Below are 12,830 nucleotides of genomic sequence, written 5' to 3'. Positions count from 1 at the left end.
GAGGCACGGCGCACACCGCGGCAGAGGTGACGCCGGGTGCGCGGGCGCGGATCGATCGTGCCTTTGCGCGTCGCTGGCGCTCGCCGCACTAACGCTCTACTGCAGCGTCGCGCGTCCGTCGTCGCCGTCGAAGCGGCCGAAAAACTGCATCAACTGAATCACCAGTTCGGCGCGCGTTTCGAGCGGAGAGGTTTCAAGCAGCGCCTGCTTGGCCGCAGCGTCGAACGGTGCGACCTGCGCGATGCCGTTCACCAGTGTTTCGTCGTCGAGCTGACCGACCGAAGCCCAGTCGACGACATAGCCCTGCCGCTGGGCAAAGCGTTTCGCCTCGCGCTCAAGGCTCGCGCGCTCGATGCTCGACAGCGCTGCTTCATCCTCGACCTCGGCCTCTATTTCGGCCTCAACCTGGCGAAAGGGTGTCGTGACGTCGAGCTCGCGGCGGACGCGAAAGCGCGCGACGCCTTCCAGGACGATGTTGAACCGACCCTCGGCGAGCGCCTCGACGTCGATGATGCGCCCGACGCAGCCGACATCGTAAAGCGCGGGGGGCTCGCGATCCTCCTCGCCCGGGATCTGGCGCGGCTGGATCATCCCGATCTGGCGGTCGCGCGCCAGCACTTCCTGCACCATCGCCTTGTAGCGCGGCTCGAAAATGTGGAGCGGCAGGTGCAGTCCCGGAAACAGCACCGCCCCGGGCAGCGGAAAAATCGCGATCCGCTGAATGGTCAGGGGCGCGTCGGTCGACATCAGCCGAACAGGATCAGTGACAGGCGGCGGCGCTGGGCGGCGACCCACGGATCTTCCAGCCCCACCGCTTCGAACAGCGACAGCAGCTTCGCGCGCGCTGCCCCGTCGTTCCATTCGCGGTCGGCGGCGACGATGTGGAGCAGATTGTCGGCGGCGGCATCGCGCTGTCCCGCGCCGATTTGCGCCACGGCAAGATCAAAGCGCGCCTGATGGTCGTCGGGATGGGCGGCGGTCGCGGCTTCCAGCGCCGCGAGTTCGCCGGCGTCGGGCGCATCTGCGGCGAGTTCGAGCGCGCTTTTCGCCTGCGCGATCGCGGGATCGCCCACAATGTCGGCGGGGACGGCGGCCAGCGCCAGCGCCGCACCTTCGCTATCGCCTGCGGCGAGCAGCGCGCGGATCAGCCCGCCGTGCGCGGCGGCGCTGTCGGGCGCCATTTCGGCGACCTGCGAAAAAATGCCGACCGCGCGCGGGCCGTCGCCTTCGGCCAGAACCGATTCGCCCATTTCGAGCAGCGGGGCGATCTCGACCGCGCGTGCTCCGGCGTCGCTTTCGACCGGCAATTGAGCGAGCAGCTGGTCGAGCATCGACTTGAGCTGGCTTTCGCTGCGCGCGTTTGTCAGGTTGGCGACCGGCTGGCCTTGGAAGATCGCATAAACGGTCGGGATCGACTGGACCTGAAACTGGCTCGCGATGAAACCGTTGGTATCGACGTCGACCTTCGCCAGCACCACGCCCTTGTCGGCGTAATCGGCGGCGACCTTTTCGAGCACGGGGGCGAGCTGCTTGCACGGCCCGCACCATTCGGCCCAGAAATCGAGGATGACGAGCTTCGTCATCGACGGTTCGACGACGTCGCGGCGGAAGGCTTCGACGGCTTCCTTTTCCTGCGGGTTCAGCCCCAATGTCGCCACGCTCATGCTCCTTGCCGGTTGTTTCGCGCCATGGCGGCGGGCTGCAATGGCTCCGTGCCGACGCGAAAAGAATCTCTTCGCCGCGTTATGTGGGAATTATACGCCGGATGCCAACCCTTCGCCCGGCCCCTCTAAGAAAAGTACAAGGGGGGGCTTGCCGACTCCAAAAGCCGGTGCTAATCGCCCGCCTCACCCGCTGGCACCCACCGGTCGCCAGCCGCCAGAGCGGGCGTAGCTCAGGGGTAGAGCACAACCTTGCCAAGGTTGGGGTCGAGGGTTCGAATCCCTTCGCCCGCTCCAGTTTTCCAAAAAATTTCAATAACTTACGCCGATTAGCGGCGTAATATGCCCTGTTACGCGAGCCCGAATTTTGCCTCGCGTAATAAGGACGTAATATGATGGGGGCGAGCTGTCGGGTGCCTCTGGGCAAGGATCGGCGGCTCTGTTCGAACAGGTCCGAACATTCTTCCGCCGATCCGATAGGCCCCACAGCCTCTAGCCTTGCTGCTGTTTGGCTTCCTGCCGGGCGTCGCGAAGGATTTCGATCCCGCCCTTGATCGCGATCAGTGCAGTCGCAAACCCGACCAGAAGATCCGGCCAGTTCGTCCCGAGCCACCAGACGAGTACGCCCGCGATCAGGATGCCGCCGTTCGAGATGAAGTCGTTGTAGCTGAAGGTTGTCGCGGCTCTGAGGTTGACGTCCGGATCCTGAATGCGCTGCAAGAGCTTCAGGCAAGCATAGTTCACCACCGCAGCGACCGCCGACATGATCATCATCGTCGGACCGATCGGTTCGCTGCCTTCGAAATAGCGCCGTCCGACATCGAACAGGACGCCGGCCGCGAAGACCAGCAGCATGACGCCCGATGCCGTGGCAGCACGGGTTTTCCATTTCAGGCCATGGCTGAGCGCAACGAGGCTCAAGGCATAGACCGCAGCGTCGGACAGATTGTCGAGCCCGTTGGCGATGAGCGCGCTCGAATCGCCGAGTGCGCCGGTTAAAAGGAAGGCGATCGCGATCGCCGCGTTCAGGACGAGAACGATCTGGAGCGTTCGCTTTTCGCGTTCGCTCCCGGATGCTTTTTCATTCATTGCAAGCTCCTCAATCCTCACCATCCCTAAAAGGAGGCGGAACCCGCTTGGGTTCCGCCTCAGTCGGCACTCCCGGTTGCCGCCGACAGGGGGGAATGGCGGCTGACCGGGAGGGTCTCAGCCTGCGGGGCTGGCCGCGCCGCTCGGACGCGCCAACTCTTCCTCTTCGGCCTTCGCGGTCCGTCGGTGGACCAGGAGGTAGAGCGCAGGTAGCACCAGGAGCGTCAGGATCGTCGACGAGATGATCCCGCCGATGACGACGGTTGCCAGCGGCCGCTGCACCTCGGATCCCGCTCCGACATTGAGCGCCATCGGTATGAACCCTAGCGACGCCACCAGCGCGGTCATCATCACCGGTCTGAGTCGGGTGAGCGCCCCCTCGCGGATCGCATCTACGAGGCCTTTTCCGCGCTCGCGCAAATCCTTGATGAAGGAGAGCATCACTACGCCATTCAGCACCGCGACCCCGGACAATGCAATGAAGCCGACGCCCGCCGAGATCGAGAGCGGAATGTCGCGCAGCGCCAGCGCCGCGACCCCTCCCGTCAGAGCCAGCGGCACGCCCGAGAAGACGATCGCCGCATCGCGCACCGTGCCGAACAGCATGAACAGCAGGCCGAAGATCAGCAGCAGCACGAGCGGCACAACGATCTGGAGGCGCTCGGTTGCGGACTGAAGCTGTTCGAACGTCCCGCCATATTCGATGTAATAGCCATCGGGCAGCACGACCTCGGCTTCGACCTTTTGCGTGAGCTCGTCGATGAACGAACCCAGATCGCGCCCACGGACATTCGCCGTGATCACCGCGCGGCGCTTGCCATTTTCGCGGCTGATCTGGTTCGGCCCCGCCGCGAGCGATATCTCCGCCAGTTCCGAAAGCGGCACGAAGCCGCCCGCCGGAAGCGCAACGGGGAGATTGCCGAGCGACGCGAGATCGGTGCGAATGGCCTCGGGAAGCCGGACGATGACGTCGAAGCGGCGGTCACCCTCGAAGAGCTCGCCCGCCTGACGGCCCCCGGTTGCGGTCGAAACCGCGTCCTGGACCGTCTCCATGCTGACGCCGTAGCGCGCGAGCTTGTCGCGATCGGGCGTGACCGAGAGCATCGGCAGGCCGGTGACCTGCTCGAGCTTCACGTCCTGCGCGCCCGCAATCCCGCCGGCGACTTCCTCGATCGCCTGCCCCGATTCGAGCAATTGATCGAGATCGTCGCCGAACAGCTTGATCGCAACGTCGGCGCGGACGCCGGCGATCAGCTCGTTCATGCGCATCTTCACCGGCTGGGTGAACTCATAATTGTTCCCCGGCACCTCGTTCACCGCCTTGTTGAGTTCGGCAACGAGCTGGTCGCGCGTCTTTCTCGGATCGGGCCATTCCTTCCGGTCCTTGAGCATGATGAAATTGTCCGCGACCGATGGCGGCATCGGGTCGGTCGCGACCTCGGGCGTGCCGATCTTCGCGAACACCCGTTCGACTTCGGGGAACTGCCTGATCCTCTTCTCCAGCGCCTCCTGCATCGCGATCGACTGGGTCAGGCTCGTCCCCGGAATGCGCATCGCGTGCATCGCGATATCGCCTTCGTCGAGGTCCGGGATGAACTCGGACCCCAGACTGGATGCCGCCACGCCGCTGAGCGCCACGAGTAGCAGCGCGCTCGAAAGCGCAGCCTTCGGCCAATTGAGGACGCGGTCGAGCATCGGGCGATAGCCCTTGCCGAGACCGCGCATCAGCCAATTCTCCTTCTCTTCGACTTTGCCGGTGACGAAGAGCGCCACCGCGGCCGGAACCAAAGTGAGCGACAGCAGCAGAGCGGCGGTAAGCGCGAGGACGACGGTGATCGCCATTGGATGGAAAGTCTTTCCTTCGACGCCTTCGAGCGCGAAGATCGGCAGGTAGACGGCGGTAATGATGATGATGCCGAAGATGCTTGGCTTGATCACCTCTGCACTCGCCGAGGCGACGAGGCCGAAGCGTTCGTCGCGGTCGAGCAGGCGTCCGAGCCTGTGCTGTGCCTCGCCGAGCCGGCGGAGGCAGTTCTCGACGATGATGACGGCCCCGTCGACGATGAGGCCGAAGTCGAGGGCGCCAAGGCTCATGAGGTTGGCCGATGTTCGCGTCTGGAGCATGCCCGTCAGCGTCATCAGCATCGCAACGGGAATGACCGCCGCCGTGATCAGCGCCGCCCGGAAATTGCCGAGCAGCAGGAAGAGGATCACGATGACGAGGAGCGCGCCTTCAGCGAGGTTCTTCTGCACCGTCGAGATCGTCCGCTCGACGAGCGCGGTGCGATCATAGAGCGGCTTGGCAACGACACCCTTCGGCAGGGCGCGCGAGGCTTCGACGAGACGTTCGGCCGAGGCCTGCGCCACCACGCGCGGATTTTCCCCGATCAGCATTGAGACCGTTGCGAGGACGACTTCCTTGCCATTCTCGGTCGCGGCGCCCGTGCGCAGCCCCGAGCCGATCGCGACATCGGCGACGTCAGCGATCCGGATCGGAACCCCGCCGCGGGTGGTGACGATGATCTGCGACAGGTCGCGCTCGTTATTGGCCTGACCCGGCACGCGGATCAGAATCTGTTCGCCGCTGCGCTCGACATAGCCGGCGCCGCGATTGGCGTTATTGGCCTCCAATGCGGTGACGACATCGTTGAGCGAAAGGTTGAGCGAAGCGAGCGAGGCCGGGTTAGGGGTTACATGATATTGGCGTGCATAGCCGCCGATCGTGTTGATCTCGGCGACCCCCGGGATCGTGCGCATCTGCGGTCGGATAACCCAGTCGGACATCGTCCGGAGGTCTTCGGTCGTATAAGGCGTGCCGTCGGGCTTTCTTGCGCCCGGTTCGGCCTCGATCGAGAACATGAAGATTTCGCCGAGACCCGTCGAGATCGGGCCCATTTCGGGCTCCATCCCGGGCGGAAGCTGGCCGCGCGCGGCCTGGAGGCGCTCGCCCACCTGCTGGCGCGCGAAATAGATGTCGGTCCCGTCCTCGAAGACGACGGTGACCTGGCTGAGGCCATAGCGCGAGATCGACCTCGTATAGCTGAGGTTCGGGATGCCCGCGATCGCGGTCTCGATCGGATAGGTGATGCGCTGCTCGGATTCGAGCGGCGAATAGCCTTCCGCCTTGGTGTTGATCTGGACCTGGACGTTGGTGATGTCGGGGACGGCGTCGATGGGCAGCTTGGTCGCGCTCCATGCGCCGATCGCGCAAAGGAGCGCGACGACCGCGAGGACGAGCCACCGCTGCCGGATCGAAAAGCCTATGGTTCTGGCTAGCATATTATCCTGCCCCCCGATCAATGGTCGTGGCCCGCGCCGGACTTTTCGATGTCGGCGCGAACGAGGAAACTGCCCTTGGTGACATAGGCGGTGCCGGGCTTGATGCCCGACAGGACCTCGGTCCATTCGGGCGACGAACGGCCGAGCTTCAGCATGCGGACCTCATAGTCCTGCCCGAAATTGGCATAGACCACCTTGAAGTCGCGGAAGGGCTGGATCGCCTCGGTGCGCACCGCGAGTGGCACGGTGACGGGATTGACCATTACGCGGCCGCGCAAGGCCATGCCGGGCCGAAGCGTCCCCGAGCGGTTGGGGATCGTCGCGCGAATGAGCGCGATGCCCGCCTCGACATTGCCGTCGGGCAGGAACTGTCCGAGCGGCGCGGTCGCGATCGCGGCGCCATCCTGCGTCTCCACCGTCACCCGCATCCCCGGTCGGATGATCGCGAGGTCGCGGGGGAAGATGTTGAAGACGACCGTGGTCTGCGCCGGGTCGGTAACCACATAGAGTGCGCGCCCGTCGGTGACGTCACCGGGATTTGCGTTGCGCTCCGCGACCACGCCGCCGACCGTCGCATAGACCGGATAGACCTGGAGGCTCTCGCTCGACTCGATCCGCGCGAGAAGCTCTCCGCGGCGGACGCTGTCGCCCACCGCCTTGGTCACCGACACGACGCGGCCGGGGAACTGGCCGCGAATTTCGGAACGGGCGGTCGGAGACAATTGGACGGTGCCGTAGAGTTCGCGCATCTCGCCCACCGTCGCCGGACCGACGACAGCGGTTTCGATGCCTCCGGCCTTGGCGGCGTCCGTCGCGATCCGGGTGCGACCCTCGGGGTTCGCATATTTCCAGACGTGGCGTTTACCGCCCGTCACCGCGACGACTTCGACATCGAAGCTGTGCGGTTCGGTAACGACCCCCTGCCCTGCGAGGAACTTGCCTTGCGGGCGGAAGGTGAAGCGATCGACGTCGCCGCCTAGACGGGTGAGCGTGATCGCGAGCTGGACATCCTTGGGATCGACCGGCTTCCCGCCCCGCGTTGCGAAGACGCGGAATTGCGGTTCGGTGCCATTCTCGAAGATCGTCACCTCGACGGCGAAATCGCCATTCTTGAGCAATTTGCCGCCGTTCGGGCCTTTGGCATCTTCCTCGCCTTCGCCCTCGGCGTGGCTTTCGCCTTCTTCATGCTTGTCTTCGCCCTCGGCGCCGCCGCCGCCGCAGGCAGCGAGAGGCACGGCAAGAAACAGCGCCGCGGCAGCGGCGGGAAATGGAAACTTCTTCATGGAATATTCTCCGCAAGGGGAGCCGCATCGAAGCGGCCGGTCAGGCGATCGATCTCCGCGAGCAAATCGCGGTAGCGCGTCATGGCCTCGGCCCACTGACCCTGGATCTGGATGATGACGTCGGCGGCATCCTGCACGTCTGCGAACAGGAACCCGCCGCGGGCATAGCCCTCGCGCACCTGGGCGAGCGTCTTCACCGCCTTCGGATAGACGTCGTTCATGATGCCCTCGGCCCGGACCCGCGCGGCGTCGGCGTCGGCGCGAAGCGTGGCGAGGCGCCGCAGCCGCTCGAGCCGGCTCGCCTCGGACTGAAACTCGAGCTGCCGCCGTTCGGCCTGCGCCCGGGCGATATTGCCCTGGTTGCGGTCGAAGCGTCCGAGCGGGATCGAGATGCCGCCGAGAACGGCGACATCATTGGTCTCGCGAAGGAAACGCGTGCCGCCCGACACCGTATAGTCCTGGTGCGCGCGGCTTTGCTCGACGACCACTTGCGCCCGCGCGCGATCGACGGCCGCGTCGAAGACGGCCGCATCGGCCTCGGCGAGCGGTGGATCGCGCGGATCGGGCTTTTCGATCCCCTCGGCAATCACGAGGCTGTCGGGCGTGCCGCCCCAGAAGGAAGCGAGCAGAGCGCGCGCCGACTGGCGCTTCGCCTGGACTTCTTTCAGGGCCAGTTCGGCTTCGAGAATGCGGGCATCGGCGCGCGTCTCGACGAACAGCGGATCCTTGTAACCCCGCACGCGGCGGATCGCCTCGCTGCGTATCTCCTTCTCGAGCTTGACGCGGTCCTCGGCGACCCAGACCATCTGCTCGGCGATCTGGACGTCGATATAGGCGCGCTGCACTTCCTGGGCGATGTCGAGCCGGACGAGCCGCCACTGCGCCTCGGCGAGAACGACGCCGCGCTCGGCAAGTGCCATCCGCGCCTCCCGCTTTCCGCCGCGTTCGAGCGGCTGCGAGTAGGTGACGGTCAGTTCCGACTGTCGGAACAGGCCATAGCCGCCCGTTCCGACGCCATTTTCCAGATCGACCGAGACGGTCGGATTGGGACGAACGCGAGCTTGCAGCTGGTCGGCACGCGCGGCGTCGACCCCCGCTTCACCCGCTCTGAGCTCGGGCGATGCAGCGATGGCCCGCTCGACCGCCTGGTCGAGCGTTAGCGGCTGAGCCCACACGGGCCCGGCCAGCAGCGCAGCCCCGGCCAACAGGGCGGCGCGCATATGGATATGCATAAATGATCACTCCTGAACGGTTCGACTGAGCGCAGGCCGGGAAGGGCCGCGCGGCAGGCGTCGTTCAGGCGAGGGGAGGGTTCAGGGGAGGCGCGAGGGCGCGCGACGCGAGGCGCGTCGCGGGCAGCGCGAAGTGCAGGCCGCCGGAAAAGCAGGTCAGATCGCTGTTCCCCGAAAGCGCTTGATCGGACGCCACCGGACAATTGTGGTGGCTTCCGTGCAGATCGGCGTCCTGCTTGCCGTCTGCGTCGCTGTCCGGCGCTTGTGGCACGTCCGCATGGTGGGCGAGATGGGAATCGGTCGCGTGGTGCGACATGCCGGCAGCCGCGGGCGCAGCATTATGAAGCCCGCTCAGCAGCAGGACGAACAGCATCAAGAGGCGGAGCGGAGCGCCGGACATCCGCGCGCCCCTAACAGCGAATAGCCTGTTCCGAAAGCCCAAAACCGGCTCAGCCTGGACGGCCGTCGCGCGTTGCCGCCGACCGGGCCGCCTCGATCAGTACCGCCAGGCCCTCCGGCATCGGCATCGGATCGAAGGCGCTCACGCGCGCGCGGCCATTGTTCCCGGCGGGTAGCCGACCGGTCAGCGAGCCGAGCGGCACGAGCAGGAGCCGCATCGCCTGACCGGCGGCTTCCCGGCTATCACCCAGTTCGATCGCATAGCGCAGCATGTGCCAGTGCGAGGCCAGGTGCGCGACCATAAAGGGCTGGCTCAATATATGTTCCCATTCCAGCGCCCGCCACGCGGCGGCTTCATCGCCGATTCGGCTTGATTCGCGAAACAGGCGATATTGGTCGCGCAGGAGCGGCGCGGCGATGGCCCTGCTAGGCGGTTTTGCAGTCGACGTCGTCATGCCGGGTCCCCCTTTTTGTCCAGGGCAAGCTTTTGCACCCTGTAGTAGATACAGGGTCAAGCCCTCATGTTACCGCTCGGCGCCTCGGGGCGCGGCTCCCGATTTACCGCCCTGTCCACGACGAATCCCGCTGCCGGCGCTCGGCCCGGTACAAAGGAAGGCAAGGGCAATAGCGTAAGGCAGCAAATAAATGTGAAAGAAAATCGCAGAACTATTGTGCTTAATGCCGGATTGTCCGACCGATATCCTTTTCTTTCCGACGGATCGATAAGTATTCCTATGACCGATACATGGCTTCGCTGCGATAATGAGATAACATTACAGCATCCCTTCGAGGGTTCGAAGAGTGCTGCCGAAGTTGATTGAAAATCTTCTACTTTTCATCGCGCTGTTTCGATGCTAGGGGCCGGTTCCAATGCGACGGGTGATCCTCTTCCTCCTGACCCTTCTCCTTGCATCCGGAACGGTTGCGGGGTCGCTCGCGCATGCGACCGAGGATCGGGCCGAGGCGAGCCTTTTTGTCGCGGCGATCGAGGCGGGCTGCGTGAGTCCGCCGGCTGCCGAAAACGCCGAGCCCGACAAGGAAAAATCGTCGCCCGGCGAAAAGCAGCAGGTTCCAGCCGCCGCTCATGGTTGCCATGGCCACCATTCGGGCGTGCCGGCGGAAACCTTTTCAGCAGCGACCGAAACCCCTGCCCCTGAAGCGCATACGCGCATCCTGACGGCCGCCTTGCCGCCCGTCGCCTATATCGGGACGTTCCGCCCTCCAATCGCCTGACGCTCTAGGTCTGCGCGCGCCCTCCGCGTGCGCTTCTCCCTGGAAACGTCAGGAGTCTCTTTTTCATGAAATCCATAGTTGTCGCCGCGAGTCTCGCGGCGCTCGTTGCAGGCGCAAATTCCGTGCCCGCCGCTGCCCAGTCGGCAGCGACGGAGCTGGTGGGACCGCCTTCGTCCGATAGCGAGGCGGTGCGTACCGGCCCGCTTCCCGCCCGATTGTCCCTCGCACAGGCGATGGAGGAAGCCGATGCGCGCTCCCCGCGCGTGGTTGCCGCGCAGGCCGAAGTGGAGGCCGCCCGCGGCCGCCAGCGTCAGGCGGGCTATCGCTTCAACCCCATCCTCAACGTCGATGTCGAGAATTTCGCCGGCACCGGTCCCTATTCGGGCCTGAACGGCCTCGAAACGACGGTGTCGGTCAATCAGCGCCTCGATATCGGCGGTCGGCGCCGTGCGCGTATGACGCTCGCCGATGCCGAGTTTCTCGCGGCCCAATATCGGCTAGAGATTGCCCGCGCCGATCTCGCGCTCGAGGTTCGCAACCAGTTCGCAACCGCGCTCGCCGCCCGCGACAGTCTGACGCTCGCGCGCGAAAATGAAGCGCGCGCTCGTGAGCTCGTCCGCGTCGCACAGGCGATGGTCGACACCGGCAACGAGCCGCCGCTGCGCGCCTTCCGGGCCAATGCGGCGCTGGTTCAGGCAACCGCCGAACTGCGCGCCGCCGAGGCCGAGGAACGGACGGCACGCCGTTCGCTCGCGGCGCTTCTCGGCAGCTCGGTGGCACCGGCCGAACTGGTCGAAGGCGACCTGTGGGCGATGCCCGCCACGGTCGACTCGCTCGCCACGCTCGACGTCAGGCTTGCCGAGACCGATCGCCTGATCGCCGAAGCTCGCCTCCAGGGGCAGCGTGCCGACGGTCGTCTCGACCCCTCGGTCGGCTTCGGGGTGCGGCAGCTTCGCGACACCGGCGATCGCGCTCTGATCGCCAATGTCTCGGTGCCGCTGCCGATCTTCGATCGCAACCGCGGCAATATCTCGGCAGCCAAGTCCGACGTCGCTGCCGCCATCGCGCGGCGGGAAAATGCGGTCGTCAATGCCGAGGCACAGATCGCCAACGCGAAGGCCGAACTCGAAGCCGCCGAGGCCCGCCTCGCGGCGCTCGAAGGCAGCGGCATCGAACAGGCGCGCGAAGGCGTGCGGCTCGCCGAGCTCAGCTACCGCGCCGGCAAGTCGACGCTCGTCGAATATATCGACGCGCAGCAAGCCTATGCCGCGACGCAGGCCGAGCTGATCGCGGCCCGGCAGGCCCGCGCCGAGGCGCGCGCGATCCTCTCGCGCCAGGCTGCGGCCGACGGCGACGCGGATCACCAGCCATGAGCGCGCCGGTTCCAGCAAACAGCGGGGCCGTCCGCCCCGCCTTCCTTCTTAATCAACAGGGGTGCGCTGCCGGTCGGCGCGCGAACCGCATCAACAGCGGAGATAGAATATGATCACCAAGGACAAGCGCCTTCTCGGCACCGTCGCGGGCGCGATGGCGCTCGCCGCCGTCACGGGCTTCGGCGTCGCGCGCTGCACCGCCGATCCGGCGCCGGCCCCCGCGGCCGAAGGCGGCGAGGAAGCGGCGAGCGAAGCCCTTCCGAGCAGCCTCGCCATCACCCCCGAAGCGATCAAGGCCGCCGAGATCGGCGTCGAACCGATCAACGCGGGCGGGCTGGGCTCGGAAATCATCTCGCAGGCGACCGTCACCGCTGCACCGAGCGGCGAGGCGATCGTGACCGCGCGGGCGGGCGGTGCCGTCACGCGCCTGTTCAAGCGGCTCGGCGACCCGGTTCGCGCGGGCGAAACGATCGCGATCGTTCAGAGCCGTGACGCCGCGCAGATCGCGGCCGAACGGGTCGCGGCCGATGCGCGCTCGACCCTCGCGCAGAAGAATCTCCACCGCGAGAAGACCCTGCTCGACCAGAAGGTCTCGGCGCGGGTCGATTATGAGCGGGCGCAGGCGGAGGCGGCAGCTGCCGCGGCGGAGGCGCAGCGCGCCCGCGCCGCAGCCAGTGCCGCGCAGGTGACGCGCGATGGAAGCAGCGTGATTGTCGCGAGCCCGATCTCGGGTCGCATCACCGCCGAGAGCGCGAGCCTCGGGGCCTTCGTGCAGCCCGAGACCGAATTGTTCCGGGTGGCCGACCCGTCGCAGGTCCAGATCGAGGCGGCCGTCGGTCCCGCCGACGCGCAGCGTCTGAGCCCCGGCGACAGGGCGATCATCGAACTGCCCGATGGCCGGACGATCGATGCGCGCGTGCGCGCCGTTACCCCGGGCCTTTCGGGTGACACGCGTTCGGCAACCGCCGTCCTCGACGTGCCGGGGTCGCTGCAGCCGGGCCTCGCGGTGCGCGTTCGCCTGCTCCCGAGCCGGGGCGCCGAAGCCGGCGGTCCTGCCCGGATCGTCATCGCCGACGAGGCGCTGCAAACGCTCGAAGGCCGCGACGTGGTCTTCGTGCGGACCAAGGATGGTTTCCGTGCCCAGAATGTCACCGTCGGCCAGCGCAGCGCCGGCCGCATCGAGATCCTCTCGGGTCTGAAGCCCGGCCAGATCGTCGCGACCAAGAACGCTTTCCTGCTCAAGGCCGAACTCGGCAAGGGCGCGGGCGAGGAGGAATAAAC

Annotated in this window: 11 protein-coding genes and 1 tRNA gene; 4 read left to right on the top strand and 8 right to left on the bottom strand. The window is 66.2% G+C overall.

All coding sequences use genetic code 11. The features are described from left to right. Positions 1–96 precede the first annotated feature (96 nt). Both P1IM2_RS02485 and P1IM2_RS02480 read right to left on the bottom strand, forming a co-directional pair. The gene (locus P1IM2_RS02485) at positions 97–747 is read right to left on the bottom strand and encodes an LON peptidase substrate-binding domain-containing protein (protein ID WP_186401323.1); all 651 of its coding nucleotides are present in this window, start codon (positions 745–747) and stop codon (positions 97–99) included. Further along, complete coding sequence (locus tag P1IM2_RS02480) at positions 747–1,658, bottom strand: tetratricopeptide repeat protein (protein WP_186401322.1); 912 nt, start codon at positions 1,656–1,658, stop codon at positions 747–749. The genes P1IM2_RS02485 and P1IM2_RS02480 overlap by 1 nt, the downstream gene beginning before the upstream one ends. 225 nt (positions 1,659–1,883) lie before the next feature. Here P1IM2_RS02480 and P1IM2_RS02475 point away from each other — a divergent pair. Next, a tRNA-Gly gene (locus P1IM2_RS02475) sits at positions 1,884–1,958 on the top strand. Positions 1,959–2,153: 195 nt separating this feature from the next. On the opposite strand, the gene P1IM2_RS02470 is transcribed toward P1IM2_RS02475, so the two are convergent. From P1IM2_RS02470 to P1IM2_RS02445, 6 genes are all read right to left on the bottom strand, one after another. After that, on the bottom strand, positions 2,154–2,750 hold the full coding sequence (locus tag P1IM2_RS02470) for a cation transporter (protein WP_186401321.1): 597 nt from the start codon (positions 2,748–2,750) through the stop codon (positions 2,154–2,156). A 117-nt stretch (positions 2,751–2,867) separates the two neighbouring features. Beyond that, complete coding sequence (locus P1IM2_RS02465) at positions 2,868–6,029, bottom strand: efflux RND transporter permease subunit (protein WP_186401320.1); 3,162 nt, start codon at positions 6,027–6,029, stop codon at positions 2,868–2,870. A 17-nt stretch (positions 6,030–6,046) separates the two neighbouring features. Further along, positions 6,047–7,312 carry an efflux RND transporter periplasmic adaptor subunit gene (locus P1IM2_RS02460; protein ID WP_186401319.1) on the bottom strand — a complete coding sequence of 422 codons (1,266 nt, stop codon included), beginning with the start codon at positions 7,310–7,312 and terminating at the stop codon, positions 6,047–6,049. Continuing rightward, the gene (locus P1IM2_RS02455) at positions 7,309–8,544 is read right to left on the bottom strand and encodes a TolC family protein (protein ID WP_186401318.1); all 1,236 of its coding nucleotides are present in this window, start codon (positions 8,542–8,544) and stop codon (positions 7,309–7,311) included. The genes P1IM2_RS02460 and P1IM2_RS02455 overlap by 4 nt, the downstream gene beginning before the upstream one ends. Before the next feature lie 64 nt (positions 8,545–8,608). After that, entirely contained in the window at positions 8,609–8,944 is a 336-nt protein-coding gene (locus P1IM2_RS02450; RefSeq protein ID WP_186401317.1) for a hypothetical protein, read from the bottom strand. Between the two features lie 49 nt (positions 8,945–8,993). Further along, positions 8,994–9,398, bottom strand: a complete 405-nt coding sequence (locus tag P1IM2_RS02445; RefSeq protein ID WP_186401316.1) for a DUF3703 domain-containing protein — start codon at positions 9,396–9,398, stop codon at positions 8,994–8,996. Between the two features lie 415 nt (positions 9,399–9,813). Here P1IM2_RS02445 and P1IM2_RS02440 point away from each other — a divergent pair, with 415 nt between their 5' ends. From P1IM2_RS02440 to P1IM2_RS02430, 3 genes are all read left to right on the top strand, one after another. Next, positions 9,814–10,176 (top strand): hypothetical protein, encoded by a 363-nt coding sequence (locus P1IM2_RS02440; RefSeq protein WP_186401315.1) that lies wholly within the window; start codon positions 9,814–9,816, stop codon positions 10,174–10,176. 65 nt (positions 10,177–10,241) lie between these two features. Beyond that, positions 10,242–11,549, top strand: a complete 1,308-nt coding sequence (locus P1IM2_RS02435) for a TolC family protein (RefSeq protein ID WP_186401314.1) — start codon at positions 10,242–10,244, stop codon at positions 11,547–11,549. Between the two features lie 109 nt (positions 11,550–11,658). After that, a complete protein-coding gene (locus tag P1IM2_RS02430; RefSeq protein WP_186401313.1) occupies positions 11,659–12,828 on the top strand; it encodes an efflux RND transporter periplasmic adaptor subunit in 1,170 nt (389 codons plus the stop codon). The last annotated feature ends 2 nt before the right edge of the window (positions 12,829–12,830 follow it).

This window comes from Sphingopyxis sp. P1IMeth2, from assembly GCF_900185685.1.
Lineage (GTDB): Bacteria > Pseudomonadota > Alphaproteobacteria > Sphingomonadales > Sphingomonadaceae > Sphingopyxis > Sphingopyxis terrae_A.
The sequence above is the reverse complement of the archived record's forward strand: the minus strand, read 5'-3'. Positions and strand labels throughout refer to the sequence as shown.

Excerpts from the sequence above, each read along its gene's own strand:
- P1IM2_RS02440 (WP_186401315.1), top strand. The coding sequence starts at position 9,814 with ATGCGACGGGTGATCCTCTTCCTCCTGACCCTTCTCCTTGCATCCGGA.
- P1IM2_RS02460 (WP_186401319.1), bottom strand. The coding sequence starts at position 7,312 with ATGAAGAAGTTTCCATTTCCCGCCGCTGCCGCGGCGCTGTTTCTTGCC.
- P1IM2_RS02450 (WP_186401317.1), bottom strand. The coding sequence starts at position 8,944 with ATGTCCGGCGCTCCGCTCCGCCTCTTGATGCTGTTCGTCCTGCTGCTG.
- P1IM2_RS02455 (WP_186401318.1), bottom strand. The coding sequence starts at position 8,544 with ATGCATATCCATATGCGCGCCGCCCTGTTGGCCGGGGCTGCGCTGCTG.
- P1IM2_RS02435 (WP_186401314.1), top strand. The coding sequence starts at position 10,242 with ATGAAATCCATAGTTGTCGCCGCGAGTCTCGCGGCGCTCGTTGCAGGC.
- P1IM2_RS02445 (WP_186401316.1), bottom strand. The coding sequence starts at position 9,398 with ATGACGACGTCGACTGCAAAACCGCCTAGCAGGGCCATCGCCGCGCCG.
- P1IM2_RS02465 (WP_186401320.1), bottom strand. The coding sequence starts at position 6,029 with ATGCTAGCCAGAACCATAGGCTTTTCGATCCGGCAGCGGTGGCTCGTC.
- P1IM2_RS02485 (WP_186401323.1), bottom strand. The coding sequence starts at position 747 with ATGTCGACCGACGCGCCCCTGACCATTCAGCGGATCGCGATTTTTCCG.
- P1IM2_RS02470 (WP_186401321.1), bottom strand. The coding sequence starts at position 2,750 with ATGAATGAAAAAGCATCCGGGAGCGAACGCGAAAAGCGAACGCTCCAG.
- P1IM2_RS02430 (WP_186401313.1), top strand. The coding sequence starts at position 11,659 with ATGATCACCAAGGACAAGCGCCTTCTCGGCACCGTCGCGGGCGCGATG.